Source organism: Salinicoccus halitifaciens (assembly GCF_021026095.1).
GTDB lineage: Bacteria > Bacillota > Bacilli > Staphylococcales > Salinicoccaceae > Lacicoccus > Lacicoccus halitifaciens.
This window is the reverse complement of sequence record NZ_JAJNCU010000008.1, coordinates 140,527-167,242: the sequence shown is the minus strand read 5'-3', so window position 1 is coordinate 167,242 and position 26,716 is coordinate 140,527. Positions and strand designations below refer to the sequence as shown.

The window sequence follows — 26,716 nt, the reverse complement described above, 5'->3', positions numbered from 1 at the left end:
ATTAAAACCCCTTACCGGGCTCCGGTAAGGGGTTTTTCTATATTGTGACGATGATCATCACGAGCAGTGTGATGATGAGGTAGATCAGCGAATAACGCAGGTTCCTGCGTGCCCACACCCCGGTATCCATGGTCTTTATTCCCCTGAAGGCGAGGATGATCCAGCCTGCCGTGAGTCCGAGCGTGATAATGAAGAATATCAAGCCCATTGAAGGGAGCAGGACGAACGGGAAAGGGAGGAGGGCGATGATGTATATCAGCATCTGCCGGATGGTCATCGTGACTCCTGAGACGACGGGCAGCATCGGGACGCCTGCCCGCGTGTAATCATCGAGTCTCCTGATCGCGATGGCGAGGGTGTGCGGCACCTGCCAGATGAACAGCAGGTAGAACAGCATGACCGGGACGATATGATTCGCCGGTGCCACTGCCGCCCAGCCGATCAGCGGCGTGAATGCCCCTGAAATGCTGCCGATGATCGTATTGATGGTATATTTCCGCTTGGACCAGAAGGTGTATAGCACCACATAGAAAAACCAGCCGAGGAACGAATAAAGTGCCGCCTCAAGCGTCGTGAACAGCATGATGCCGAGGCCGAGGATCGTTGTGATGACCGCAGCACGGAAGACCGCGGTCAATGTGAAATCCCCCGTGACCGTCGGACGGTTCTGCGTGCGGTCCATCTTCTTATCGAGATCGGCTTCATACCAGTTGTTGAACATCAGGGCACCGGCGATGATCAGCGTGCTTCCGATCATGGTGAGCAGGAAGGTGCTGAAGTGGCTGCTGAAAGCCTCACCGCTGAAGTAGAGCGCAAGCCAGAAAGCGGTGAATACCGGCAGCACATTCGCCACCAGCACTTTACCCTTCAGCAGGTATTTGACATTTGTAAGAAATCCGTAAAAGCCGGAAGCGGTCCGAGACTGCATCCGGCCCCCGGATGATGAATGATCGTTATTCAAAAGAATTCCCTCTCAAGTATTGTACTCAACATAATAATGTTGGAAATTATCCATATTACATTATAGCAGTCCGCCGGGTATTTCGCATTACCACAGGAGCCTCTACGGGCATGTTTCTGGGCATTTGTGTCTGAATTCTGTACAATTAATGAATGATTGCATCTTTTAAAATATTAAAAGGAAGCTGTGTTATAAATGGCCGCTCAAAGAAAAGAGAAATTATGGACGAAAGGGTTCGTGCTGACATCGACGGTAAACCTGATGCTGACACTGTCGATGTACCTGCTGCTTGTCACGATGGCGGTGTATGCCATGGAAACGTACGGCGCATCGGTCAGCATGGCCGGTTTCGTCTCCAGCATATTCATCATCGGGACACTGTTCGGCCGCCTGTACGGCGGGAAGAACATCGCAAGGATCGGCAACAGGAAGATGCTCCTCGGCGGAGCGGCGGCGGTGCTCGCCACCACTGCATTGTACTTTGTGCCGATGGGCATCTATCCCCTGATGGGCTTGAGGTTCCTGCATGGCGTGGCACTCGGTCTTGCGGCGACCGCGACGGGGACGATCGTCGCCCAGATCATCCCGCGCTCAAGGAGCGGTGAGGGAATCGGCTACTTCAGCATGAGCGTCGTACTGGCGACGGCCGTGGGGCCTCTGGTCGGGGTTGTGCTTCTGAATCAGTACGGATTCACCAGCATCTTCATATTCTCACTCATCATGGCCATCATCAGCGTGCTGCTCAGTCTGACGGTGCGTCCGCCGGAAGTGGAAGTGCCCGCCTCCGGTTATAAACGTTTCAGCCTGTCGGATTATTTCGAGGCGCGTGCCGTACCGATTTCGATTGTGATGTTCGTACTGGCCTTCGCCTATTCAAGCATCCTTTCATTCGTCACGGGATATACTGCCGAAATCGGTCTGGTCGAAGCGGGCAGCTTCTTCTTCCTTGTGTACGGGGTTGCGGTGCTGCTCTCCAGGCCGGTGACCGGTCCGCTGATGGACAGGAAAGGTGCAAATATCGTCGTCTATCCCGCGTTAATATTATTCGCAGCGGGCATGTTTGTGATCAGCCAGGCGGATGCCGGGTGGATGCTGCTCGCAGCGGCGCTCCTCATGGGCCTCGGCTACGGTAACTTCCAGTCGATCTCACAGGCACTGGCCATCAAAGCGACGCCGCGGCACCGCATGGGACTTGCGAATACGACCTACTTCATCGCCCTGGACCTGGGCCTCGGCTTCGGTCCGCTCGTACTCGGGTTCATCGTGCCGATGCTCGGTTACAGGGGCATGTACGCATCACTTGTGCTTGTGGTCCTCGCGGGCCTCGTCGTTTATTACTTTGTGCATGGCAGGAAGCACGCAGGCACTGCATAAAGCACCCGCTGAAATTTTAAGGGGCTGGGACATAAAGCCCTTCGACAGGTAAAAAAAGCGGCGATCCATCTGTAAACCCAGATGGATCGCCGCTTTTTCTATATGCCGGCAGACAGGTCGCCCTGAATCTGCCGGAACTTCCGCAGATTCAGGGCGAGTAATGCGAGACCGGTTTCGATTTTGACCTTGCGTGCGCCCCGGACTGAGAATCGTTTGAACGTCAAATTCGCCTTCAAATTGCCGAAAACCGTTTCGATATCGATCTTCCTCTGCTGATAGATCATCCGGTTCTCTTTCATTGAAAGCGTGCGTCGGGCCTGGGCTTTGAAATACTCCAGGTTCATATTCTTTTGGATGCGCTTGTTGATGCGTCTATCGCTTTTGATGCACTGATCATACAGTGCACAGCCGGCGCAGTCCGCGGAGGCATAGATTTTGAGCCGGCGTGTATGGCCGTAGTGATCCGTCCGGTCCGCATAGCGCTCAAACCGGATGGCCCGGCCGTCCGGACAGGTGTAGATGTCGTTTTCAGCGTCATAGGCCCAGTTGGCCGGATGCATGGCATCTGTTGTGTGTGCGTGCTTCCGCTCTCTATAGTACGTGTTGTACGGGATCAGCGCCGTCCGTTCATACGCATCCTGAATCAGTTCATAGTTGGCTTCACTGCCATAACCGGCATCGGCGACGATCTTTTCCGGCAGATGCCCGAACTGATCACGCATCGTATTGAGGAAGGGCGGCAGGGTGCGGGTGTCGGTCGGGTTCGGGTAGAGGTCATACCCCAGGACAAACTGATTGTTGCTGGCAACCTGCAGGTTATACCCGGCTTTCAGCTGGCCATTGCGCATATGATCCTCTTTCATCCGCATAAATGTCGCATCCGGATCGGTTTTCGAATAGCTGTTGCGTGTGCCCAGAATGGCCAGCTGTCCGGTGTATTTCTCTTCCCGCGCCCGCAGGTCGGCACATTTCCTTTTGGTCTTCCGGATGATGGCACGCTTGGCCCGTACGGCTTTTCGCGCTTCAACAGCCTCAGTCGCATCGATGGTCTCCGTCAGTCCGGCCTCCACCGTCTCCAGTGCCTGATGCATGGTGTTCAGGTGCCCGGCTGTGACCAGTGACTCCGATTCCTCAAGCAGCGCCGGGATGATCATCTGCGCATGCATCGTGTCATACATCAGCCTGGACTGGGCGCGCAGTTTCTCCTGATGCTTTTCGACGCTTTTCCTGAAGACGAAGGTATATTTGTTGGCATTGGCTTCGAGTTTAGTGCCATCGATGAAAATCGCATCCGCATCAATCAGATCATGGGCCTGGAGCTGCATCCTGAATTGGATGAAGGCCTCTTTGATGAGGGCTGCCATGGCGGGGTGCACCCGGAACCGGTTGATGGTCCGGTAAGAGGGGCGCTGGCGCTGGGCCAGCCACATCATGCGCAGGCTGTCGCCGAGCTCGGCTTCGATTTTCCGGCCGGACCACATGGACTGGGCATACCCGCACAGGATGATCTTCATCATCATCCTCGGATGGTAGGAGGACGCCCCGAAATCATGCTCGAATGCTTTGAACGGCGCCTCCGGGATGCTCTCCACCATTTCATTCACCGCAACGGCGATGTCATCGCCCGGAATCATCACTTCGATATCCAATGGTATTGTGAGCTGGTTCATGTTATAATCTTTATACATAAGGCACCTCTTCCTTTGTTTGTGTGGTTACTTACATTATAAGAGTGTGCCTTGTTTTTGTCTTATATTTATATAAAAATCCCCGGATTAAAATTCACATTTTAATCCGGGGATTTTTGGTTATGGGCGGGGACTTATGTCCCAGCCCCTCCTTGACTCCTCTTTAATTCCCCTTAAATCTGTATCCCACTCCCCATACGGTTTCTATGAACTGTGGGTTGGAGGGATCCGTTTCAATACTCTCCCGGATTTTCCTAATGTGAACGGTGACGGTGGAACTGTCTCCAATGGCGTCCATTCCCCATATGCGTTCGAAGAGGTGTTCTTTGCTGAAGACAATACCGGGATTTTCGGCGAGGAATTTCAGCAGATCGAACTGCTTCGCGGTGAGCACCTTCTCTTCACCACTCAGGAACACTTTCCGTGAATCCGGCTCGATGACAAGGGCGCCAATCTGGATTTCATCAAGCTTATCAACAGGGTGCTTCAACCGTTCATACCTTGAAATGTGCGCCTTGACGCGGGCAACGAGTTCATTAGGATTGAACGGTTTCACGATATAGTCATCGGCACCGCGGTCGAAGCCGCGGATTTTATCGATGTCTTCTTTTCTTGCAGTGACCATCAGTATCGGGATGTCGAGGAAAGTCCTCAGTTCCTTGCACAGTTCAAGGCCGTCAGTGTCCGGAAGCATAAGATCAAGCAGTATGAGTGCATACTGCTCACGTCGTGCAAGCGCCATGCCCGTAGTACTGTCGAAGGCGATGTCGCTTTCAATCCCATTCACTTCAAGATAGTCCCTCTCCAGTTCCGCAATATGCTGCTCGTCTTCTATGATCAACACTTTCGCCATCTATTCCACCCTCTCCATCCGGAAGTAAATGCTTGTACCCTCACCGGGCGCGCTCTCCGCCAGAACAATGCCGCCATGTGCCTCGATGATTTTCTTCACAATGGACAAACCGAGGCCGCTGCCGCCTGTCTCAGAATTCCTCGATGCATCCGCCCTGTAAAAGCTTTCAAAGATGAAGGGCAGGTCCTTCTCACTGATGCCGCTGCCATTATCCCTCACTTCAATGATCACGTCTTTCCCGTCCTCCATCAGATTCACTTCAATCATTTTCTTATCTTTATCCATATACTTCAGACTGTTTTGGACGACGTTTGATATCGCCCGTTTTAGCTTATCCCGATCCGCTTTGACGATAAAGGTCTCCTCGCCGTCTGCATGAAGTCTCACCTTCCCGTTTTCGCCTTCCATATCGAAGCTTAAGTCTTCCACCATGTCGGATAGGAACGCCTGCAGGTCGATGGATTCAAAGTGATATGGCAGCTGATCCGAATCGATTTTTGTATATAAAAGCAGTTCATCCAGGAGCATATCCATATTATCGGCTGTCTTTGAAATGATGCCGGCATAACGCTCCAGTTTCTCCGGTGTATTGGCAACACCATCTTGTATACCGTGGACATATCCTTTGATGGAAGTGAGCGGGGTTTTCAAATCATGTGTAATGCCTGCGAGCAGTTCCTGGCGGTTCGCTTCATACTGCTTCTGCCTCTCCCTCGCTTCGGAAAGCTTTCTCCGCATATCATCGAATGTATTACCGAGCTCACCCAATTCATCCCGCCTGTCAGTTTCAACACTGTGGTTCAAATCCCCTTCACTGATCTTTTTGGCGGCAAGGGATAATTCTTCAATTGGCTTAATGATACTTCTTGAGACATACCAGGACAAGAGTCCGTTCGTGAAGACAAGGATGAGGACCATTGCTGAAAGTCTCAGAGCAAGGAACGTTCTCATATCGGTGCCTTCGGGATTACCTTCGAATATGACAAACAGCGTATAACCCAGCACTATTTCTATAAGGAAAAAGCCGGCAACCGGTATGAGGATCATGCCAATATTGGATATGAGCAATCTATTTTTAATGGACAAAGGCGCCACCTCCCTTTCTTCGCTTTGCTTCCATTATAATGGATATACTAAAGGCTGCCTTCCGGCAGCCCTTTATCTCTGAAAACTTCTTTGATCTACCATTGGTACAATGATTGCACAGACCAGCGCCGTGAAGTAAGGCAGGTACTTGATGCCGAACGGTGCATCAAAAATCATCATACTAAAGACAGCAATCATGCTGGTTAATGCAATCCCGAGGATGAAGCCGCCAATCAACCCGACAAGCATCGCGATGAATAGTCTCATGCTGTCTCCTCCCTTCCAGTTGCAGATATCATTCTGAAAGCGCTGATGGTCATCCATACAGAAAGGATAAGCAGTCCTGTGCCAAGGACCGGATGAAGCGGTCCTAGCCCGCTGATGCCGATATTTGCTGTGAAGTACATCATGAATATAAGGATAAACGTGCCGAACAGATGCCAGTAGACTTGCCGGGGCATCGCTCCGACTAATGCCGCCAACAGCATACACACTGGCAGGTTGAAGCCGAATATATGGATGAAGCTCGTGTGTTGCAGCCAGTGGGCCGGATTGTCGAAGACCGCCATGCCGGCGGTGTAAAATTGAATTGTTACGCAAAGTGCGAAGATGACGGCAAGCAGAAGATAGATGCCCCTGCCGATACGCCCTCTTAAAGTGTTTTCTCTCATTATTCATTCTCCTCTTGTTTGGATATGGCTTCATACTACAAGGGAAAGTTGAAATATCTCTTATGTAATTCTTAAATATTTCTTAAATCGAAAAAATCCCTGCAGATCGGGTTATCGGTCTGCAGAGATATATAGCTCTATTCTTATATAATATAAATCTGTGAAACTGAGAGTACCATATTATAATGCTTGAGGGTTACATACAATAAATATTAAAGCTTTAATTTTTATCGTTTTAGGTCCGGCTCTAATCTAGAACTCCATAATTCTTTGACTACTCCAACAACCTCTTTATGCTCGGAACTTCCCATCATATTCATCATTAGCTTCATAGTGATCTCACCGTTTTGACTATAATTAAACATAATATTTTCATTCAAACTATTATCTGAATTAATGTCTAACATATGTCCAAATTGAAAATTAATTCCCGGAAATAGATGGTTTCCTCTCCAAACTTTGAAACCGGACTTCAAAGTCCCATCTAGATATAACTTAAAGATATGTTTTTGATGGTTTATTTTTTCATTAGTATATTTGAAGTTAGAATTCTTATTTTCCAGTTCCTCAAAAAGTTGATTAAATAAATCTATCATTTCATTATAAGCACTTGCCTCTAGCTGATCTTTTTCCAAATCATTTAACCTTTTTAGCTTTGGTAAATCAATATCATTAAATATCTTATTGTTAGACGTAGGCTCCTCTATATTAAAGGGGCGTGGTTTTAAATCTTTTTTCTTACCAAGAGGTGGGAGCTCATAATATGGTATGCCCTCCACCCTGTGTAAAAGCTGATTATACTTCTTTTCATATTCGCTGTCACTCGAGAAGTCTATAAAGTGGAACCCACGAAGATGATATGGAACCGCATCTTTGAAGTCTCCATCGTGACGCATTATAAAAATATATTTATCAGAGTTACTAAGTAAGTCCGGTAAACTCTGGAGAGTTTCGAACCCCACCCCACCTTGCATACCATCTGCTTTTCGAGCGTACTCTTTAGTGAGCACCATAATTACGTGATCACTTTCCTTCATTTCCTCAATCATCATTCTCTCTAATTGTACCGTATGCATTTGAGTGATTAATTTATCAATTATGGCATCAACCCCATCACTGCGTAAATCCTTCACTAAATCATATACCCATTGTTCGTGTTCCGGTGTTCCCCAATCATAGCTGACAAATACTTTTTTATGATTATCAGACATAATATCACTCCGCGTCTTTACTTTTATTACTATTAATAAACTATCTGTAAAATGATTATCTATAATTTTGTCTCATAACTTAGTGTCATAGTATTACAGAGTTAATACCTGCGAAGTACAGCTCATAGTGATTCATTAGTGCTTTTTCATAAGCCTTATACATTTTTTGTATAGTAGCAATTGAACCAGATTTCTTTAAATAGTGTTCGAACATACTATCATTATACAAAACTAAAAATGCAGGTGTTTCAGCATCCTCTGCAGGAAGACTTCCCCCACCGTCACCCATTGGTGGAAGTTCTTTTAGCCTTACATCAGAATATTGGTCTAATGTACTATTTTTCCTTAGTTTTACGAAGTTTAACTCGATACTATTATTTCTCCATATAATCTTAAATATTCTATTTATTAAGTTCCTCAATTCTTTATTAAAGATAATAACAACATCTACTAATAATGGAAATGAGAAGTTAATATATAAAAATTGAAAGAATTTATATATTTCTTCAAGAAGTCCGAGGATACTAATAAGTACTATTAGAACTAGTGTAATACTATACTCGTCATTCAACTTTCCTCCAATTTTAAATGACAAAACTTTATGTTTACATACTCAATTATATTGTAACTCATTTATAATATGTTCGGTACAGTTGTTAACATTTAGACCTTGGAAAATAAAATTCGAATATTAAAACAGAATTCTTACGCTATGTTGATAACAATGAGTACGTTTAAATAAGATCGAATTGTATATATGGAGTTGAGATTGCAAAGTTTTTATATCTTAGAGGTATAGAGTGCTGCAATTTATTTCATATTTAATATATGAAGAATACAAAATTAGAGTGAAAGCAATGTCATAACACCAAACTCTTGTTACATATACACCAACTTCAGCTCGTGAATAATTACTTAGAACATTAGTGAAGATTTAAAGTTTTATGTTTAGACATCATAAAACACTTGTCAATTAGTACTCAAATTATTATTACACATCGTGCCCCGGCACTTAGTGAACAATCTTATAAAATCTAAAGTGGAATATTTCATATATTTAATTGATTATTTAGTAAGCATTGTTTACTATCATTTAAAGACTACCTCTATTACGAAATTTTAAGTGTGAGACTAGTTGCATAATTGGAGGTTTATCAAAAAAGTATTTAGTGGAAGAGGTGGAAAGATGAATAGTGAAGATAAATACAATCTTTTTAAAGGAATGACAATTCCTTCTATAATATTTACTGGTACTGCCATTGGAGTTTTTATTATATTTATTTTCGTAGACTTACCAAATGCAAGATTGGCATTCTTGGGAAGTTACTCAGGCGGTATACTAGGTACTTTGGGAGTAATTTATGTTGCTCATATACAAGGTCAACAACAGTTAAAACACTTAAAAACTGTAGAGAATAATGAGAAAGCTAGGCTGAAAACAGAAATTCAATTGAATAAGATTTATACATACCATGATCTATTACAGACACTGGATGCCGATTTAACGAACTTAAAAGATACAGCTAACACTTTAATTCTGTTATTAAGTGGTCCAGAATTTAAAGCTTTGGACAGTAAAAAAACATCCGATAGATTTCTTACAGTTCTGCGTCAAACTTCTCAATACAAAGAAAGTCACTTCTATGAAATGACAGCAAAAGCAGAAATGTTAAATAAAACTCTAAGAAATGACAATGAATTGAAATTAGAAGATTTAAGTCCGTTAAATAGTTATGAAAAGATTGATCACAGTTTAAAAGTCATAAATCAATCCACAAAATTAATTGAAAATGGTCTAAATGTTCATCAGATTGCCCCGATAGTTTCTAGTCTAAGTGATTCTATAGACGAAAACTTCTTTAACGAAATAAATGAAATTGAAAAATGGATTTTTAACGAGAATATAAATATTGATAGTAACCTTACTAAATTAATGGAAAGATTGAATTAGAAGTAACTCATAAGCATTTTAGCTTAACTTACTGTTCCTTCTGAGTGAATAAGGAATATGATGTGTAATGATGATAAACGGAGGGCATTCGCTTTCACTATCTAAAAATATACTACTAAAATGAAAGCACCCTTACACAAGGGCGCTTTCATCTATGCTCTTTAATAGTGATATACTACTCCCCCACCAGCTTCACCTTCAGCGCATAATCTTAAGCATCACCATATCAGCTGCCACCGTGAGCAGTCCTTCTCCTGTGCCAGCCAGTCGATGATCGCCCGGTCGGTCACCACTTCGGTTTCGCCTATGATTTCAAGGTGATTGTCACTCTGCTCGTCGCCGCCCAATGTGATATAAACTAAAGGGTTGTGCTCAATGACGCTTATCATCGGGGAGTTCTTTTCTGTTTCGGTATATAGTGCATAATCCTTTATATAGAAAGTCATATATTCGCTGACTATGGGACTGACTGACGTCGACATGGTGCCTGCTTTGGAAGTCTGGAGTATCAAATCAATCTCGTCCATCAATCCCTCGGATTCCATCTATATATCACCTCTTAATTAAAAGGTAGCCTTTATTGGTTGTAGAAGCAATGAGAAGTTTTGAAAATAAAAACCGCATCCTCATGATGTTTCACTAAAGTCCGAAAGACCTCGCTCATACAGAGTCAAAAATCAGCTAATCGAGTAATCAGAAGATGTAAACTCAAGTAGGATTCAACCACTTTATCACAAATAAGATTCAACAGTTGACCGCAATCAAGACTCCCTACTTTTTGCTTGAAACAATGCTCTTCTGTATTTCATTTGTCAAGGCAACATAAAAATGTAAGAGCACCTACAATTGTCGATTTCCTACAGTTTAATATTGTCATTTACATCCCTACAATATATTAAAGCTGAGGCGGCAAATACCAAATTCATATTATTCTTCATGATTAGGCAGGATTCAATTTCACAATCGACATCACCAAAATGTATGTGCTCTATGTATATTTAACATCATATTCACTTTTAATGCTTTCGTTATTAATTCCTCAAGAGCGATCTGAATCCCGAGACTTGCTATTTTTCATAGTTTTAAGGCGTCTTTATATCCAAGCCCCGTCGTCCTCATATTTATAAATTAATTTTTCATCATTTTCAATTTTACGGACTGCGTCGGGGTTCGCTTTTTCAAGTGCACATCTGATGATTTCGAATGCTCGCTTGTATCTGCCCTCTTTGAACATCCTTTCAGACTCCCTGATTTGCTCATCAAAGTCATGATCATGACTGCGATACCTGTTACCGTGCATAATCATGATTTCCGTAAGTTCGGCCTCCTGCAGCACTTCATAAGACTCCTGTTCAAACTCATCTATATCCTTGACTGTCTGATTCACCTTATCTTTAATATATTGCACATTCAACGGCCGATTGGTAAAACATCTTTCAATCTCTTTGATATTAGTGTCCAGTTCATTTTTTAAAATGTCGATCCTTTTCGGCATTTCAGGTAAATTTGAAGTGAGCAATTTGCTGTAAACCTTCTCTTTTTTATCCTGGATGTAAATCATGTTCTCTTTTGCCTCTTCGGCATCTTCTCTTAAATTGAGCAGATGCTCCTGAATTTTTTCCTGCTCTTTGTTGACGCTCAAAATCTGATCTTTAACCTCGGATATCCTGTTTTCGACTGCGCTGTATCTTGTCTTGGTTTTCAATGTGTCGATAATGATTTCATCATACACATCCAACAGTCTCTCAATCTCATGTTCAAACTTCCGGACAGAATGTATATGAGCATCATTGATATAAAACTGATCCTGCAAATATTGGATTTCTGTTCTTAATGTATAATTCGAGTTTCTTGCGTGGAACAGCTCATCCGTAATGAGTGATTGATCCTGATTCAATTTGATTTTCGCTTTTACTTCGATTTCAATCAGTTCAAGCAAATCATCGACTTGTATGTTGATATCGTCCAGTATTCTCTCCGCCTCCTCAAGTTCCAGCCTGGAAATGAGCGGCTCCGTCAGTTTAAGCTTGCCTTTTAAAGCGGACAGTCTGTATGCCACTTTAATATGGTCCAGGTCATAGCCTTCTGCTTTCAGGGCATGGCATTCTACACTGATCTCCTGGAACTGTGCAGGAAGAGTCTCTTGCACTTCCCTGGTTAAAACCGAAATGGCATCCATATTCTCTTTCAGCGCCGACAGGTCGCTGTACATATCTTCGATATGCTTTGCAGCACTGACATAGTTGCCATCATTGATCATGGCATCGTATTCACGAATCTCAGGGTCCAAACTGTCGATGAGCGTTGCAAGCGGCTTGGCAGCCTCTCCAAACTGATAAGTACTGGTAAGCACCTCTTGCTTAGCCTCTCTATGAATTTTTTCAGCCTCCGTCCTGAGATTTGCGGACTTTTCACTCGACAGCACGAGTTCCTCGATTTCCGAAGCCAATTGATCGTACTGGAACTCTGCTTCGTCCAAACTGGTGTCGGCCTGTTTCACTTTCTTGCTGCTTTCTTTGAATTTGAATGACTCAAGGTCTTTCTTGGCATCCGAAAGTCTTTCTTCAAAGATATCAAGTGAAGCTGTCAGTGCCGTCTGCCATTCCTTCTGCCAGACAACATATAATTTTTTCGCTTCACCACAAAAGTTTAAACTTTTGATTTTAATTAATTCATCCTGGAAAGGCAGTGCTTTGACCTCCTCTATTCTTTGAAATTTATTATTGATCTCTTCCAACCTTATGTGCCTTATGTAAAACATAATAATACCTGAAATTGCTGTAATTACACTGATCAAGATGAGTAGATAAATCCACATATACTTGCCGCTGCCTCCTATAAATATAGTTAATAGTAGTCTGAAATCCTACAATAATACGCTTGCTGGCATTAATGATCAAAATTAGATAAATAATTATGAAGCTGATGAAGATCAGAAATCGAGGCTTAAGAAACCTCGAAAATAGAGCATGGGTAAAGAAGCCTGTAATAAGTAACTTAAAAAGTTAGTTTCCAGAGTATAAAGAAGTCAAGCTTGATTCTGTTGAAGTGAATGACACGAATAAATGAATCATCTTCTAATTTATATGTTTAACCCCCTATGATATGATTTAAAAATTCCTACTCATTGATTGGATTATAAGATCAGACGAATCTAAAATCTCATTTTTGGCAAGTTTACCATTTTTCAGAATAAAAAACTATCAACTATTAAAAAAAGAATCAGATATGTTTGATTACTTATTAAATATGAGGTAATATTAGATGCGTAAATAAAATAAACATAATCCTTAAATAATTCAACCACCAAGAAAAATTTATTTACGGCCCACCATAGCTTATACTATGGTGGGCTTTTTATTAATAATCTTTTTACGACTCGCTGCAAATAATAATCGCTGTTTATACATTGAAATCAAAGCAAGGAAACACTTTCATTCAATCTTTACCTTTACGGTGCTTATTGATAATTGACTTTATACCTTTACTAATTATTTTTCAGTTTTCTTTTTTAATATGATTCTGAAAGTATTAATAAGAAATCTAGTAAGGTCAGGCTGATTGTAAATTATATATTTCCTAAGCGAATAGTATAATGACTGAGTTATCCTCTAGGACCTGACATCAAATAATCATTCCATAATGCATAATTTTGGACATTGATAATTATTCCTCTATGTAATTTCAGATACTCTATTGATTAAGTTTCTCAATTCTCTCTTAAAGACAATAGCTATGACTAGTATTAATAAGGGAAATGAAAGCTAATGAATAAAATGCTCCGGAACATCTTTGTCCAAGAGCATTTAATATGAATTAAATTTTATACTTCTTAATCCAAATACTTGTTGGCTTTCTGTGGCAGGATTACATCCGTCTCAATCAGGCGCGGTTTCATTGATTTAGCTTTTTCATATGCCTCATCTGTATTCACAGAGTATATATGCAGCTTGATGCCTGCATCTTTGATTTTTTCAGCATTTTCTTCATCGATATTATTGACTGATGTTGAATAAATCGCACTTTCATACTTTTGAAGCTCCTGGATGTCCGCTTCAACATTGTCCGCAGCGTTGCCGAGAAAACTCACTGTTTCTTCCGGGTACCACGAATTGAATTGGTCACGCATACCCTGGTTGCTCAGCACGAAAAATGAGTGGTCGAGTATTCTTTCTTCTTCAGCAATTTCCAGGATCCCGTCTACAAACGACTGATCGCTCCAATCACCTTTTGAACCATCAAAGTTGACGCCAAGACCATATTCGTACGCTGCTTCCAATGCTTCTTCAAGCGTCGGCACTTTATACTCCGTCACATTGCCGTCTTTATCCAAGATGGACAGCTCCTGAATTTCTTCCCACGTCAGGTCGACGACTCTTCCGGAACCTGTTGTTGTACGGTCAACTGTATCGTCATGCATCAGTATGTACTGCCCGTCTTTAGTTTTGCGGACATCGATTTCGATGAAGCCGTAACCAAATTTACCTGCCCATTCAACAGCTTCCAAAGTGTTCTCCGGCACCATGACGTGGGAACCGCGGTGTGCACTCAGTTCCATGTTGTTGCTTGTCAGCCAGTTCTTATTCCTTGAATCTCCATTTGCACTTACATTACTGTCAAAAAGCATAGTTACAATCAATATGAGCGACATAGCGATAAATAATAGCCGATAGAAATTTTTCAACTGTATCATCTCCATTTCCTTTGATGCTTCCAACGATACAGGTAGATTGTTGAGCAGGTATTAACCTTCCATTAAAATGCTGAAAATATAATGATTGAATGTAAAGAAAGCACCCATATCTCTATGGGTGCTTCTTCATTTCCATCTATAAATTTAAGCAAAAGCTAGTAATCTTTACTCCCCCACCAGCTTCACTTTCAACGCCATAATCTTAAGGATTACCATATCAGCAGCCACCGTGAGCGGCCCCTTCTCCTGTGCCAGCCAGTCGATGATCGCCCGATCGGTCACCACCTCGGTTTCACCTATGATTTCAAGGTGATTGTCACTCTGCTCGTCGCCGCCCAATGTGATATGGACCAAAGGGTTGTGACCGATGCCGCTTATAACCGGGGAATTCTTTTCCGTTTCAGTATATAGTGCATAATCCTTTATATAGAAAGTCATATATTCGCTGACTGTGGGACTGACTGACGTCGACATGGTGCCTGCTTTGGAAGTCTGGAGGATCAGATCAATCTCGTCCATCAATTTCTCGGTTTCTATCTATATATCACCTCTTATTTAAAAGATAGCCTTGATTCGTTGTAGAAGCAAAAGGTGTTTTGAATATAAAAACCGTATTCTTATGAAATCACTCTGAAGCCAGAATGGCCTCACTCGTGTAGGGTCAAACCTTGACTCATTGACATGTAGACATATATAAAGCACCCATATCTTTATGGGTGCTTCTTAATTTATATATTAATAGAATCTAGCAGTCTTTTACTCCTCCACCAACTTCACTTTCAACGCCATAACTTTAAGCATCACCATATTTGTCGCCACAGTAAGCGGTCCTTTCTGTTGGGCCAGCCAGTCGATGATGTCCTGGTCGGTGACCACTTCAATCTCACCTATAACCTCAAGTCGATCCGCAGCATCCGCATTCCCACCCAGCGTAATATATACAAGCGGGTGCTCCTTGATGCCTCTCAGGATAGGAGAGTCTTTTTCCGTTTCGGTGAATAGTGCATAATCCCTTATATAGAAGTTCATATATTCGCTGACTGTATGATTGACTGATGTGGACATGGTGCCTGCTTTGGAAGTCTTGAGGATGAGGTCAATCTTGTCCATCAATTTTTCGGTTTCCATCTGTATATCACCTCTTATTTAAAAGATAGTCTTTATCTGTGCGTGATGCAATGGGAGCTTTAAAAATAAAAACCATGTCTTCATGAGACTACTTTTAAATAAAGAACTCAAGTTGATGTAGAGTTGAACACGATTATATTAGTAGATTAATCTGGGTACATTAGTAATAAATCACTTGTAAGTTTTTCCTTTTCAATATTACTTATTTACTTTTAATAGATCATTAAATTAAATAAAGTAGAATTAAAAAGCTTTAACTTTAAGTATCACTCTTTATTTTGCTTGTTAATAATATTGAAAATTTTTTCTAAACTATTTTGTAAGTTGCTAAGTACAATATTGTCAATTTTTATTTCACCCTCAGATTTCGCTAATCTCTTATTGATTTCTCTACAAAGAGTAGCATATGTAGATATATACTTAAATAAAAGAGTTGGTTCTTCTTTTCTGTGATGAGGAAGATAATTGAACCCTTCAAGACTTTTTAGCTCTATAGCATCATATTTATAACGCTTCATATTTTCAATATGTAATTCCTCAATTTCTTTATGGATAATGAGATTATGATTTTTAGTGTAAGGTCTTATTTTACCTTTCTCACCTACAACTACATTACCAAAGATATGTGAGGGTCTGTTCACCCTGATTTCACTGTTCAAATTATCTTTTAAAAGCATGTATTTAGACCAGTATTCATTTATGCGCTTATCTTTTTCGAATTCCATTTGTTTTTGCGCAATTTTCATACTGTATCGGCCTGATAACCACGCACCTATTAAAGCACCAAAGAAAGTAGAAAATACTCCTAAAAAAGAGATGCTTATTATTATAACATCGGTAATATTCACATTTTCCAAGATACTTTCAATAGTAGAACTGACAAATAATATTATAATGCTTAAAAGCAATATTAAAATAATACTTAATAAAATTATGTACTCAATATCTTTTTTATTATCCAAAATTGACGCAACCTTTTTGTACTACTTATAGTTGTAATAAAAGATATCATCTAAATTCTTTTTCATTTTAAACTGAACCTTTACCAGTGATCACCTGGATAAATGTCATCCAAATTATTTTGAGATCTAACCAAAAATTATTGTTATCTATGTACCATAAATCATACTCAATCTTCTTCCCGTGGTTCATGTCACTTCTCCCATTTACTTGGGCCCAACCTGTGATACCAGGCTTGACTTCCAAACGCCTTTGTTGCTCTTGGTCATAGTGCCTTGTAATCTGAATAATTTCAGGTCTGGGTCCGACTATGCTCATGTCGCCTTTAAGCACATTGAGTATTTGAGGGAGCTCATCAATAGAATACTTTCTAATGACTTCCCCGATATTAGTTATATTGGGGTTATTACCAGAAGCAGTTTTAAAAACAAAATCGTCCGGTACTCTTCCCTTCCAATTGTCATAAGGATTTTCATCGTTATTAGCATGAGTGCCAATGACCTTGTTATCAACCTTCATTGATCTGAACTTATACATTTCAAAAGGTTCATTATTTAAACCGCTTCTTTTTTGTTTAAAGAATACAGGTCCGTTGTCTTCTTTTTTAATCTTATAAGAAGCATATACCAGGACAGGGCTTACAGCTATTAGTGCAACGGTTCCTAAACTAACGTCCAATGCTCTTTTTGAGACTTTGTTCAATAGATTCTTGAACGTTTTTGATTTTTTCTTTTTCCTCATCCCTAAGATCTGAGTCATTTTTGACACCTCCTATACCATTTGCAATACCGATAACCCTGGTCGGTCTCGAAATTCTGTCTATAATGATTTCTCCATCCCGTCCCATGATTCCCCCGGCCACGACTATCTCACCATTGATAACATCAGTTCCGATAATATTATCAAATTCAGAATTTAAACGGGAGGTGATGTAGCCATCCATGATTTCCTGTGATTGTCGGACATCCAGTCTTCGAACTTCATGATTTGATTCAAGTGCCCTTTTTATAAACCCTTTGGAAAAATTACCAATACCGCCGTCTAAACAAAGTGCATTATCATTCAATATTTCTAAATAAGACTTCCCGACAACTTTTTCTGAAGAAACAAATGAAACAAGGCAGTCTACTCTTGACTCACTGTCTCCATAGCAGATGAAGTCAGGCTCGAAAGTGATTTGCTTTAAAGCATCAACACATATTCTTATTTTTTTAGGATTACGGCCAAACATATAAACTTTAGCACTTCTTTCAGAAAGCCTCAAAGCAAGTTTGGACGCTATATTACCTGTCCCATAAATAGCTACTGATTTACCTCTTAAATCTCTTTTAAAGTAATTTAGTATGGCTAAATCAGCTGCCTCCATGGTTAAATCATTAGGCTTGTAATCAAGAACAGTGAATGAGGTATCAAGGGTCTCATTATATAATGAGACCCCTTGTTTGCTTTCACAGTCCGCTATGATGATCTCATCTTTGTCCAGATTACTTAAGAATTCATTAAGCTTCATTTTAGAAGAGATCAGAAAGTTGGAACTTTCATTACTTAAAATAATACGATCAGGTAATTGTAAGAATTCTGTATTATGCTTAGCAGTAGTACTAAGTACAGTAAATTTCAATTATGCCACCCTTTCGCTATTTATTTAAATGTTTTATTTCTATGCTTTTTTAATGATGCTTCCATATAATTCAGTAAATCTTCTTTCATTGAGGATTTGAGTGCGTATTCAAGAGTTGTAGTGACAAATCCTGTTTTATCCCCAACATCATAACGGGTCCCTTGGAAATCGTAGGCATAGACAGAACGCTTTTGGCTCAAATCAGCCAGTGCATCAGTTAACTGAATTTCGCCCCCTGCACCTACTTTTTCTTTTTCAAGCTCCTCAAAAATATCTGCTGTTAGCACATATCGGCCCATAATCGCCAACCTTGAATTGGTCTCGGATAAATCAGGCTTTTCATACATTTTAGATACATTATATAAGTTTTCTTCTTTACTCTCATATTCAATGATGCCGTACCTTGAAACTTCCTCATCAGGTACTGTTTTAACACCTATGATTGGACCCTCGACCTGATCATACATATCGACTAACTGTTTGATACCAGGAGTCTCACTCTCCACAATATCATCACCGAGTAAAACCGCAAAAGGTTCATCACCTATGAATTGCTTTGCAGTATGAATAGCATGACCAAGGCCTTTTGGTTCTTTTTGTCTTATGTAAAAGATATTTGCTAAATTAGTTGAGAAATTCACCTTCTCTAAAACATCGTACTTCTCTTTTCTTTCTAAGTTCAATTCAAGCTCCACTTGGTGATCAAAGTGATCTTCAATAGCCCTTTTATGCCGACCAGTAACAATGATGATATCTTCTATCCCAGCTGCAACTGCTTCTTCCACGATATATTGAATAGTAGGTTTATCTAGAATCGGCAACATTTCTTTCGGCATCGCTTTTGTTGCCGGTAAGAATCTTGTACCTAATCCTGCAGCAGGAATTACTGCTTTTTTAACTTTTTTCATCTTTATCCTCCTTCGTGTAAATCAGTAATAAACGATTCTATATAATTACCTATTTTTATTACGTGCTCGTATAAAGTATTTAAATGGAATCTTTACTTATGTTTGTTTAATTGGATAATCATTTTTTTAAAATTTTACTAACTGATGAGAATATCCAATTATTAATGTAATACATTTAAATATTATAATGATTGAATTTATCATCATTTTTAAAACTATTGAAATGTGGTTTTATCCGCACTATATAGTAAAAACAATAAATTTCAGAATCTTTTGATACTAAGAAGTATATTATATTGTTAATATATTACTGATATTGCATCTACGATAAGGTACTAGAAAAAATTCATATTTATCATATTTTCATTTTCAATATTAGAAAATATTTACAAATTAAAATCACTAATTATTAGTAATCTTACGTTTAAATTTAAAGTTTAACCCTATAATTATTACTATAATAATAGGTGCTAAATATGCAAATGATGACAGAAGGTCCCCTCTTAACAAGAAAAACTGATAAGCAGCAAAAAATGGAGTAAAAATAGTTATAAAGTTCATTTCCTTTTTTCTTTCGCTCTCAATATATTTTTTTTGTATATATGAAGTAAGGTAACCATATAAGGCAAATAATAGTATTACACCGATAAAGCTAAAATTCACAAAAAATTCTACCCACAGAGAAGCGGAGATATTCAGAAACTCATATCCTAAGCCCTCACCAATTGTATATCCTGTACCGACTGGTTTATCAGTCCATATACTCCTTGGTACCCAGAATAATAGAACACCTATAAGTTGATAACCAAAGCTATAGCCATATATATCCGTATAAACTTTAGAATTCATTACTTGTTGAAAAGCATCAAAGTCTCCGCTAGCTAATACGAGTATTATCTCTCTAATCTCTATATTTGCTTCTAAGCTATTTCTGAACAGATCAGCGTATGGAAAAAGCACGATAAATATAAAAATAAAGAGGAATATTATTTTTGTTTGGCTCAAGCGACCCCATTTCATAAACACTATTATAATACTGAGATAAACAGCACCAAACCAATATCTTGGTGATGAAATAGGATTATTAATTATCAAATTGAATATCAATAGTGTTATGATACTCAATAATAGTAATAGGTCCCTATACGTCTTTATACCTTTTGGTGATTTATATTTCCATAACACTAAAGCAAAGAGAAGTGAGATATAAATAGGAACTTGCTGGAGTTTCCCTAATAATTGACCAATACTTGAACTAATATCCTCTGTTTCTGCTGCAATGTTTCTCGGTAAAAATAAATTATTTACACCAAGAAATAAGGAAGAGAATACAAATAGGACAATTGAAACTAATATTAGCATCATAAGAGATTTAAGATTAAAATATTTAGCTTGTGTCTCTGATTTGATTTTATTCTTAGGTCTCCGATACTTATGAATAGCTAAACCTATTTCATACCCGATGATACCGATATAAATAATAATAAAAGCATGTAATATATCAGTTTCACCATATACTCCAGAATAAGGAAAATGACCCAATTGAATTTGTGCTATAGGAGATAAGCCCAAAAACACATATATAAATACAAAAAAAGAGATCTCGATTAGTCTAAATTTCTCATTATACATTATTACAGACAATCTAAAGATAGAATAAACTGCTACAAGATAGGGGAGCATCAAAATCAGTTCAAAAGATTCTTGCATTAATATTAATGGAAATATTACTCCCATTACCCCAACTAAAACAATACTAATATATTTTCGTAAAAAAATAGAAATCATAAAATTTGTCCTTTTGATTATTATTTCACTACAGGTATAAAATATCTTCTAGAGGTATTGTTCTTATTTCAACGTATTCGAAAATTTTTTATTTATAGTAGGGTTAAACTTAATATTTTTATTACCACAATTCACCTAAGTGTTTATCATATATTTCAGGATAAATATTTCTATAACCACTACCACTAGTGAATGTCATCTCACCAAAATAAATTTTTCCATCACAATTATATAAATCAACTCGTACATGAGAGAAACCTTTACAAAGCGTTTCTGCTACTTCAACCATTCGATCAAAATTCTTTGGTGGTTCAATTTTCTTATTACTTCGCGGAAAATCATCAATTCTAAATTCTTGTAAATTCCATTCAGTATCGTATATATTTCTCTTATATTCTTTTTCCTTATCCAAATGCACCCAACAGTAATATACTTTTCCATTAAAGCAAATGAATTTATAATCTTTTAACTCGTTATGTTGATCAACTATATATTTCTCGACTATTATCTTAGGTTTTATATCTTTATACTGTAATTCAAATCCGCTTGTAAAAGCAAAATTCGTATTTAACCAAATATTAAATAGTTTTTTCGAACGTTTTAAATTTAAATCACTTTTATTTTTTACAATTATATTTGTTCCAGAACCATGATTCGCTTTTAATACAAATTGTTGAGGTAACTTTTCAAACTCAATCTCTTCAAAAGTATCCCACACTCCAAGTAGCGGAATAAGATACTGTTCACCAATCGTATTTTTAACCCAATCCCTCACTAAATATTTATCAGATAATATCGTTTTAATGTCATCTTGTTCATATAATTTCGACCACTGCATTTTCTCACTATAAGTCTCGATATGATTCCAGTTCAAATCTTTTCCAGTATTTCTCTTATAAAGTTTAGCTAAAATTATAGGATAAGATTCTTCTCTTCTTAACTTGTAATACTGAGCTAGAAAATATCTATATAAACTTCTTATTAATAAATAAGTTTCTGGAAAACTTTTTTTAATTAACTTCTTCATGCTACTAATTTTCCTTTCCACTTTTCAGAGATTTTTCTTAACTATTTGCTCTTTAATCCTACGTTAATCTCTCCCAAAAACATCTCTCGTATATACTTTTTCATTAACACTCTCTAATTCTTTTGAAAATCTGTTCGCTATAATAATATCTGCATACTCTGTAAATGTCTCAAAATCATCTATTACTTTAAGTCCCTCATACTGATTACCTTCTACCAAAGGTTCGTAAATAACTACTTCGATATGGTTATTTAAGAGGGTGTCAATAACGCTTTGAATAGCACTCTCTCTAAAATTGTCAGAGTTGTATTTCATAGTGAGTCTATAAATCCCTACAGATTTAGGGTTTTTTTTCATTATCCTGTCGGCGATATGAAACTTCCGTGTCTGGTTGGATTCCACTACAGCACTCATTATATTATTTGGCACATCTCTATAGTTAGCAAGTAATTGTTTGGTATCTTTAGGCAAGCAATAACCTCCATAACCAAAAGATGGATTATTATAATGATTACCTATTCTCGGATCAAGACTGACCCCTTCAATAATTTGCTTCGTATCCAACCCTCTTATTTCAGAGAAGGAATCTAATTCATTAAAGAATGATATTCTCATAGCGAGATATGTATTGGCAAATAACTTTATTGCCTCCGCCTCAGTAGGATTAGAAAATACTACTGGAATGTCGGCTTTCTCAGCGCCTTGAAGAAGAAGCTCTGAAAATTGCTTAGCTCCATGGCCCTCTCCTCCAACGATGATTCTAGCCGGGTTTAAATTATCGTAAAGAGCTTTTCCTTCCCGTAAAAATTCTGGAGAAAATATTATTTTGTTATAGGAATGCTGCTCTTTCATATCATCTGTGAAGCCGACAGGTACAGTTGATTTGATTATTATATAGGCCTCTTTATTAATTTCTAAGACCTTTTTTATTGACTCTTCTACAGTACTTGTATCAAAAAAGTTTTGATCAGGATCATAGTTTGTTGGCGTACAAACTATTACGTAGTTTGAATTTTCAATAGCTTCTATATAGTTTGTAGTTGCTTTTAAATTAAGGTCTTTATACTTTAAATAAAATTCGATTTCTTTATCGTTAATAGGGGATGTCTTGTTATTCACTTTTTCGACAGTTTCTTCTAGAATGTCCAAGGCTATCACTTCATTGTTTTGTGCAAGCAATACTGCATTTGATAGTCCAACATACCCTAATCCTATAATTGTAATTCTCAATGACTGTTTCCTCCTAATGAATATATTGGTTATTTTTAATAGCTTTATTCACCATGAATAATGAAAAGATAAACCTTAAAAGATGCCCACTTAATAGTGCCAAGACTGCCCCACTAAGAGCATATAATGGAATTAATAAAATTGATAATACGAGCGTGATCAGTGTGGAACTCAAATAAATTGGGATTTGAATTTTAAATCTTCTCGTAGCAATCAAAGCTGCATTTAAAAATCCTGACATATACCAGAATATAGATGTTACCATTATAAGAATGAGAATGTTTTTATACCCAATATATTCTTCGCTATACAACAATGATAAAATTGTGTTTCCAAAAAGAATAGCTACAACTAATCCAATTACTCCCAATAGAAACGCTAAAAATAACATCTTCCCTATTAACTTTTTATATGCGTTTAAATCAGTTATGTAGTATTTTGCTAATCTTGGAATTGTAACCTGTGATAAAGATACTATGAAAGTTTGACCAGCAATCATAATATAACTTATTCCAGCATATATTCCTAAAGCCTCTTCACCGTTAAAGAAAGATATAAAATACCTTGGTAAATTTGCATGAAGAGAATCCAATGTCATCGCGATCCCTAATGGAATTGCATAAATCATTAATTTTTTGAAGGTAAAAAAATTTAGCGAAGGTTTAGTAATACTTAAACTATAGTCTTTCTTGATTTTTAAAAAGTCATAGAACAAAACTACTAATAACCATGATACTAATTGAAACAACAAAGATAGTATAAGACTATCTGTAAACCATAGGACTACAGTAAATACAATAATTGAGAATAAAGCCCTGTAACATTTAGAGATAGCAACATATCTCATATTTTCTTTTTGCTGAAATTTTCCATGGCATACATCACTAAGTGTCTCGACCCATTTTACACCAGCCACTAAAAAAATTACTATTTTATAGTAATTTTCAAAAGGCAGTATAAATAACAAAAGTGTGGAAATTCCTAATGCCATTGACGAAGTAACAAACCTAAAGATAAAATACTTCGAAAAACTAGTTTCTCCTTGTATATCTGTAGCTATAATGGACTTTAAATTCATCGATAAAAATAAAAATATGGGAGCAGTGATAGCAAGAGCCAACGAATAAAGTCCAACAGTTTCAGCATCAGTAAGTTTTGCAATAATGGATATAATATACCATTGACTAAAAGCATAAAAAACTCCTGAAAAGAATGTCCATGAAAAGTTATTTCTAAATGTTAAAACCTTTGCATCCAACTAATCACCTTCAAAGAAATCATTTCTAAGATTTAAAGCTAAATAATTTTATATAATTCTCTAATTCATCTTCACTATTAGAGACTTTTTTCCCAAACTCAAATGCAGAGCGTGCAAAAGTTTTATAAACTTCTTCATCCATTTTAATGATACAAGATAAAGTTTCTAAATATTCGTTTTTATTGTCTAAAGGGATATCCCATCCCGCCTGAATTTTCTCCAAATTTCTCCAAGGAGTTTCATCGCTTATAATAACAGGACAACTTCCTATCAAAGCTTCAGAAATAACATGCCCATAATTTTCACCTAAAGTTGGAAATAAGAAAAAATGATTATCCATAAATATATCATTGACTTGTTCTCGTGTAGCCAATCCACGATATTTTACATTAATATTTTTTGGTAAGTTGTTAATGATAGCTAAACACTTATCCCAATAATTAGCGTCCTCAATGGGACCAAATATATTAAATGTAATATTTCCTTTTAACTCTTTTAATAGTTCAATAGCATAATGCAGGTTTTTCTTTGGATGTATGCGAGAAACAAACACTAAATCAACATTTCCAGGTTTCTTATTGATCTTTTTATTAAAAGTTAATCCCTCATAATTTGCAGTTAAATTATTTGCTACTTTTATAACTTTGCCTTTTCCTAATATATCCATAATGTGGTTTCTTTCAGATTCAGCGGTAGCATGAAATTCAATATGCTTATATAAACCTAATAATTTTGTAAAATTTACATACATACTCTTTTTGATTTTTTTTAATTTAAAGGCACCAGGTGAAAACTCTCCTCGCGGGGCTAAAACAATTTTTTTGTTTGGCAATAATTTTAGCTTCTTTAGAACTGTTGGAATAATACTAAACTTGTAGTTAAAAAAACTATTCAAATATATAGTATTTGCATTAGTTGAAGTGATTATTTTGTTAATCTTAAAAATGTTGAGTTTAGAAGCATCTGTATACATTACGTTTGCTTTACCATTCTTTATCCAACAATCTACTTCAATATTTTCAAAAGGAGATTGATCTCCAAGGTCCCTATCTGAGGTAACTATAAAGAAATCATATTCGTTCGATAAATTATCTACTATATTTTTAATAGATTGAACAGGCCCTCCTGCTTTAAAACTGGGTGAATAATAAGGCGCCATTATTAAAACTTTTTCTCTCATTAAGACTCTCTCCATACTTTTCTATTTATATAGTCAGAATAAGATAAGATAACTCTTAAAACCTTATGTGAAACATTATCAACATTATAATCTTTCACCATGTCTAAATCATATTTCTTCTGATTTTCTAGTATACTGATTCCTTGGAGAACCCTATTTTGCTTAAGTCCTACCATCATAACCGCGCCTTCTTCCATTGCTTCCGGTCTCTCATGAGCTTCTCTAATATTAAGTGCTTTAAAACCTAAAATTGAAGATTCTTCACTTATTGTTCCACTATCACTTAATACAGCCTTTGCTCCTTTTTGAAGTTTCACATAATCATTGAAACCTAAAGGTTTCATAGTATTTATTAATGAATTAAATACTACATTTTTCTCTTCTATCATCTTTTTGGTTCTCGGATGGGTACTCACAATTACAGGCATTTGATATTTTTTAGCGATAGCATTCAAGCTATCGACAAGATCATTAAAATTCTTTTCTGAACTAATATTTTCTTCTCTATGAGCTGAAACTACAAAGTATTGGTTCTCTTTAAGATTCAATTTTTCTATTATATTTGACTTATCTATATCATCTTTTCTTGAATTAAGTACCTCTAACATTGGACTCCCAGTTTTGATAATCTGATCGGCAGGAAGTCCTTCTCTAAGTAAATATTCCCTCGCTATGTCGCTATAAGTTAAGTTAATATCTGCTATATGATCTACTATTTTTCTGTTTGTCTCTTCCGGCACTCTTTGATCAAAGCATCTATTCCCTGCTTCCATATGAAAAATCGGGATTTTTTTGCGTTTAGCTGCTATAGCACATAAGCAGCTGTTTGTATCACCTAATACTAAAAAGGCATCTGGTTTTACTTTATCCATAATAGGATCCACCTTAATCAGTATATTGCCAATCGTTTCAACCGCTGTGCCTATCGCTGCTTCCAAAAAATAATCTGGTTTTCTTAAATTAAAGTCATTAAAAAAGACTTCATTAAGCTCGTAATCGTAGTTTTGGCCAGTATGTACTAACACATGTTCTATAGCCTCAGATTCTTCCAGACGGTTAATTACAGCAGAAAGCCTTATTATTTCCGGTCTTGTTCCTACTACTGTCATAACTTTAAGTTTCTCCATA

The 26,716-nt window shown here is 38.0% G+C and carries 25 protein-coding genes; 2 read left to right on the top strand and 23 right to left on the bottom strand.

Features of this window, described 5'->3' with window-relative positions:
- Positions 1-37: 37 nt before the first annotated feature.
- Entirely contained in the window at positions 38-961 is a 924-nt protein-coding gene (cyoE, locus tag LPW40_RS12310) for a heme o synthase (protein ID WP_230822549.1), read from the bottom strand.
- Between the two features lie 195 nt (positions 962-1,156).
- Here cyoE and LPW40_RS12305 point away from each other — a divergent pair, with 195 nt between their 5' ends.
- Entirely contained in the window at positions 1,157-2,335 is a 1,179-nt protein-coding gene (locus LPW40_RS12305) for an MFS transporter (RefSeq protein ID WP_230822548.1), read from the top strand.
- Positions 2,336-2,433: 98 nt separating this feature from the next.
- Here LPW40_RS12305 and LPW40_RS12300 read toward each other — a convergent pair whose 3' ends face one another.
- From LPW40_RS12300 to LPW40_RS12270, 7 genes are all read right to left on the bottom strand, one after another.
- Entirely contained in the window at positions 2,434-4,023 is a 1,590-nt protein-coding gene (locus tag LPW40_RS12300; RefSeq protein WP_230822547.1) for an IS1182 family transposase, read from the bottom strand.
- A gap of 163 nt (positions 4,024-4,186) precedes the next feature.
- On the bottom strand, positions 4,187-4,876 hold the full coding sequence (locus tag LPW40_RS12295; protein WP_230822546.1) for a response regulator transcription factor: 690 nt from the start codon (positions 4,874-4,876) through the stop codon (positions 4,187-4,189).
- Positions 4,877-5,971: a sensor histidine kinase gene (locus LPW40_RS12290; RefSeq protein ID WP_230822545.1), complete on the bottom strand. Its 1,095-nt coding sequence runs from the start codon at positions 5,969-5,971 to the stop codon at positions 4,877-4,879. It abuts the gene before it with no gap.
- 63 nt (positions 5,972-6,034) lie between these two features.
- A complete protein-coding gene (locus LPW40_RS12285) occupies positions 6,035-6,229 on the bottom strand; it encodes a DUF5957 family protein (protein ID WP_230822544.1) in 195 nt (64 codons plus the stop codon).
- Entirely contained in the window at positions 6,226-6,633 is a 408-nt protein-coding gene (locus tag LPW40_RS12280; protein ID WP_230822543.1) for a DUF6220 domain-containing protein, read from the bottom strand. The genes LPW40_RS12285 and LPW40_RS12280 overlap by 4 nt, the downstream gene beginning before the upstream one ends.
- A 227-nt stretch (positions 6,634-6,860) precedes the next feature.
- A complete protein-coding gene (locus tag LPW40_RS12275) occupies positions 6,861-7,844 on the bottom strand; it encodes a toll/interleukin-1 receptor domain-containing protein (protein WP_230822542.1) in 984 nt (327 codons plus the stop codon).
- A gap of 85 nt (positions 7,845-7,929) precedes the next feature.
- The gene (locus LPW40_RS12270; RefSeq protein ID WP_230822541.1) at positions 7,930-8,415 is read right to left on the bottom strand and encodes a hypothetical protein; all 486 of its coding nucleotides are present in this window, start codon (positions 8,413-8,415) and stop codon (positions 7,930-7,932) included.
- 615 nt (positions 8,416-9,030) lie between these two features.
- Here LPW40_RS12270 and LPW40_RS12265 point away from each other — a divergent pair.
- Positions 9,031-9,795, top strand: coding sequence for a hypothetical protein (locus tag LPW40_RS12265; RefSeq protein WP_230822540.1), 765 nt, complete (start codon positions 9,031-9,033; stop codon positions 9,793-9,795).
- Between the two features lie 218 nt (positions 9,796-10,013).
- Here LPW40_RS12265 and LPW40_RS12260 read toward each other — a convergent pair whose 3' ends face one another.
- The 15 genes from LPW40_RS12260 to wecB all read right to left on the bottom strand — a co-directional run bounded on the left by LPW40_RS12260 (position 10,014) and on the right by wecB (position 26,715).
- The gene (locus LPW40_RS12260) at positions 10,014-10,340 is read right to left on the bottom strand and encodes a pyridoxamine 5'-phosphate oxidase family protein (RefSeq protein WP_230822539.1); all 327 of its coding nucleotides are present in this window, start codon (positions 10,338-10,340) and stop codon (positions 10,014-10,016) included.
- A gap of 548 nt (positions 10,341-10,888) precedes the next feature.
- Positions 10,889-12,613, bottom strand: a complete 1,725-nt coding sequence (locus LPW40_RS12255; RefSeq protein WP_269063330.1) for a septation ring formation regulator EzrA — start codon at positions 12,611-12,613, stop codon at positions 10,889-10,891.
- A gap of 1,014 nt (positions 12,614-13,627) precedes the next feature.
- Complete coding sequence (locus tag LPW40_RS12250; protein WP_230822538.1) at positions 13,628-14,512, bottom strand: glycerophosphodiester phosphodiesterase; 885 nt, start codon at positions 14,510-14,512, stop codon at positions 13,628-13,630.
- A gap of 141 nt (positions 14,513-14,653) precedes the next feature.
- On the bottom strand, positions 14,654-15,007 hold the full coding sequence (locus LPW40_RS12245) for a pyridoxamine 5'-phosphate oxidase family protein (RefSeq protein WP_230822537.1): 354 nt from the start codon (positions 15,005-15,007) through the stop codon (positions 14,654-14,656).
- Between the two features lie 237 nt (positions 15,008-15,244).
- Positions 15,245-15,616, bottom strand: coding sequence for a pyridoxamine 5'-phosphate oxidase family protein (locus LPW40_RS12240; RefSeq protein WP_230822536.1), 372 nt, complete (start codon positions 15,614-15,616; stop codon positions 15,245-15,247).
- Between the two features lie 266 nt (positions 15,617-15,882).
- Positions 15,883-16,578: a hypothetical protein gene (locus tag LPW40_RS12235; protein ID WP_230822535.1), complete on the bottom strand. Its 696-nt coding sequence runs from the start codon at positions 16,576-16,578 to the stop codon at positions 15,883-15,885.
- A gap of 67 nt (positions 16,579-16,645) precedes the next feature.
- On the bottom strand, positions 16,646-17,335 hold the full coding sequence (locus LPW40_RS12230; protein WP_230822534.1) for a sugar transferase: 690 nt from the start codon (positions 17,333-17,335) through the stop codon (positions 16,646-16,648).
- Positions 17,244-18,197, bottom strand: coding sequence for a hypothetical protein (locus tag LPW40_RS12225; protein WP_230822533.1), 954 nt, complete (start codon positions 18,195-18,197; stop codon positions 17,244-17,246). The genes LPW40_RS12230 and LPW40_RS12225 overlap by 92 nt, the downstream gene beginning before the upstream one ends.
- A gap of 20 nt (positions 18,198-18,217) precedes the next feature.
- Entirely contained in the window at positions 18,218-19,105 is an 888-nt protein-coding gene (gene galU, locus LPW40_RS12220; protein ID WP_230822532.1) for a UTP--glucose-1-phosphate uridylyltransferase GalU, read from the bottom strand.
- Between the two features lie 402 nt (positions 19,106-19,507).
- Entirely contained in the window at positions 19,508-20,893 is a 1,386-nt protein-coding gene (gene wzy / locus LPW40_RS12215; RefSeq protein ID WP_230822531.1) for an O-antigen polysaccharide polymerase Wzy, read from the bottom strand.
- Positions 20,894-21,014: 121 nt separating this feature from the next.
- Complete coding sequence (locus tag LPW40_RS12210; RefSeq protein ID WP_230822530.1) at positions 21,015-21,920, bottom strand: ATP-grasp fold amidoligase family protein; 906 nt, start codon at positions 21,918-21,920, stop codon at positions 21,015-21,017.
- A gap of 63 nt (positions 21,921-21,983) precedes the next feature.
- Positions 21,984-23,150 carry a nucleotide sugar dehydrogenase gene (locus LPW40_RS12205; RefSeq protein ID WP_230822529.1) on the bottom strand — a complete coding sequence of 389 codons (1,167 nt, stop codon included), beginning with the start codon at positions 23,148-23,150 and terminating at the stop codon, positions 21,984-21,986.
- A 13-nt stretch (positions 23,151-23,163) separates the two neighbouring features.
- Positions 23,164-24,408 carry an oligosaccharide flippase family protein gene (locus tag LPW40_RS12200; RefSeq protein WP_230822528.1) on the bottom strand — a complete coding sequence of 415 codons (1,245 nt, stop codon included), beginning with the start codon at positions 24,406-24,408 and terminating at the stop codon, positions 23,164-23,166.
- A gap of 25 nt (positions 24,409-24,433) precedes the next feature.
- Positions 24,434-25,588 carry a glycosyltransferase family 4 protein gene (locus LPW40_RS12195; RefSeq protein ID WP_230822527.1) on the bottom strand — a complete coding sequence of 385 codons (1,155 nt, stop codon included), beginning with the start codon at positions 25,586-25,588 and terminating at the stop codon, positions 24,434-24,436.
- Positions 25,588-26,715, bottom strand: coding sequence for a non-hydrolyzing UDP-N-acetylglucosamine 2-epimerase (wecB, locus tag LPW40_RS12190; protein WP_230822526.1), 1,128 nt, complete (start codon positions 26,713-26,715; stop codon positions 25,588-25,590). The genes LPW40_RS12195 and wecB overlap by 1 nt, the downstream gene beginning before the upstream one ends.
- Position 26,716: the final 1 nt, after the last annotated feature.

Coding starts and splice junctions, on each gene's coding strand:
- LPW40_RS12305 (WP_230822548.1), top strand. CDS start 1,157: ATGGCCGCTCAAAGAAAAGAGAAATTATGGACGAAAGGGTTCGTGCTG.
- LPW40_RS12300 (WP_230822547.1), bottom strand. CDS start 4,023: ATGTATAAAGATTATAACATGAACCAGCTCACAATACCATTGGATATC.
- LPW40_RS12295 (WP_230822546.1), bottom strand. CDS start 4,876: ATGGCGAAAGTGTTGATCATAGAAGACGAGCAGCATATTGCGGAACTG.
- LPW40_RS12285 (WP_230822544.1), bottom strand. CDS start 6,229: ATGAGACTATTCATCGCGATGCTTGTCGGGTTGATTGGCGGCTTCATC.
- LPW40_RS12280 (WP_230822543.1), bottom strand. CDS start 6,633: ATGAGAGAAAACACTTTAAGAGGGCGTATCGGCAGGGGCATCTATCTT.
- LPW40_RS12275 (WP_230822542.1), bottom strand. CDS start 7,844: ATGTCTGATAATCATAAAAAAGTATTTGTCAGCTATGATTGGGGAACA.
- LPW40_RS12265 (WP_230822540.1), top strand. CDS start 9,031: ATGAATAGTGAAGATAAATACAATCTTTTTAAAGGAATGACAATTCCT.
- LPW40_RS12260 (WP_230822539.1), bottom strand. CDS start 10,340: ATGGAATCCGAGGGATTGATGGACGAGATTGATTTGATACTCCAGACT.
- LPW40_RS12255 (WP_269063330.1), bottom strand. CDS start 12,613: ATGTGGATTTATCTACTCATCTTGATCAGTGTAATTACAGCAATTTCA.
- LPW40_RS12245 (WP_230822537.1), bottom strand. CDS start 15,007: ATGGACGAGATTGATCTGATCCTCCAGACTTCCAAAGCAGGCACCATG.
- LPW40_RS12240 (WP_230822536.1), bottom strand. CDS start 15,616: ATGGAAACCGAAAAATTGATGGACAAGATTGACCTCATCCTCAAGACT.
- LPW40_RS12230 (WP_230822534.1), bottom strand. CDS start 17,335: ATGACTCAGATCTTAGGGATGAGGAAAAAGAAAAAATCAAAAACGTTC.
- galU (WP_230822532.1), bottom strand. CDS start 19,105: ATGAAAAAAGTTAAAAAAGCAGTAATTCCTGCTGCAGGATTAGGTACA.
- wzy (WP_230822531.1), bottom strand. CDS start 20,893: ATGATTTCTATTTTTTTACGAAAATATATTAGTATTGTTTTAGTTGGG.
- LPW40_RS12210 (WP_230822530.1), bottom strand. CDS start 21,920: ATGAAGAAGTTAATTAAAAAAAGTTTTCCAGAAACTTATTTATTAATA.
- LPW40_RS12195 (WP_230822527.1), bottom strand. CDS start 25,588: ATGAGAGAAAAAGTTTTAATAATGGCGCCTTATTATTCACCCAGTTTT.
- wecB (WP_230822526.1), bottom strand. CDS start 26,715: ATGGAGAAACTTAAAGTTATGACAGTAGTAGGAACAAGACCGGAAATA.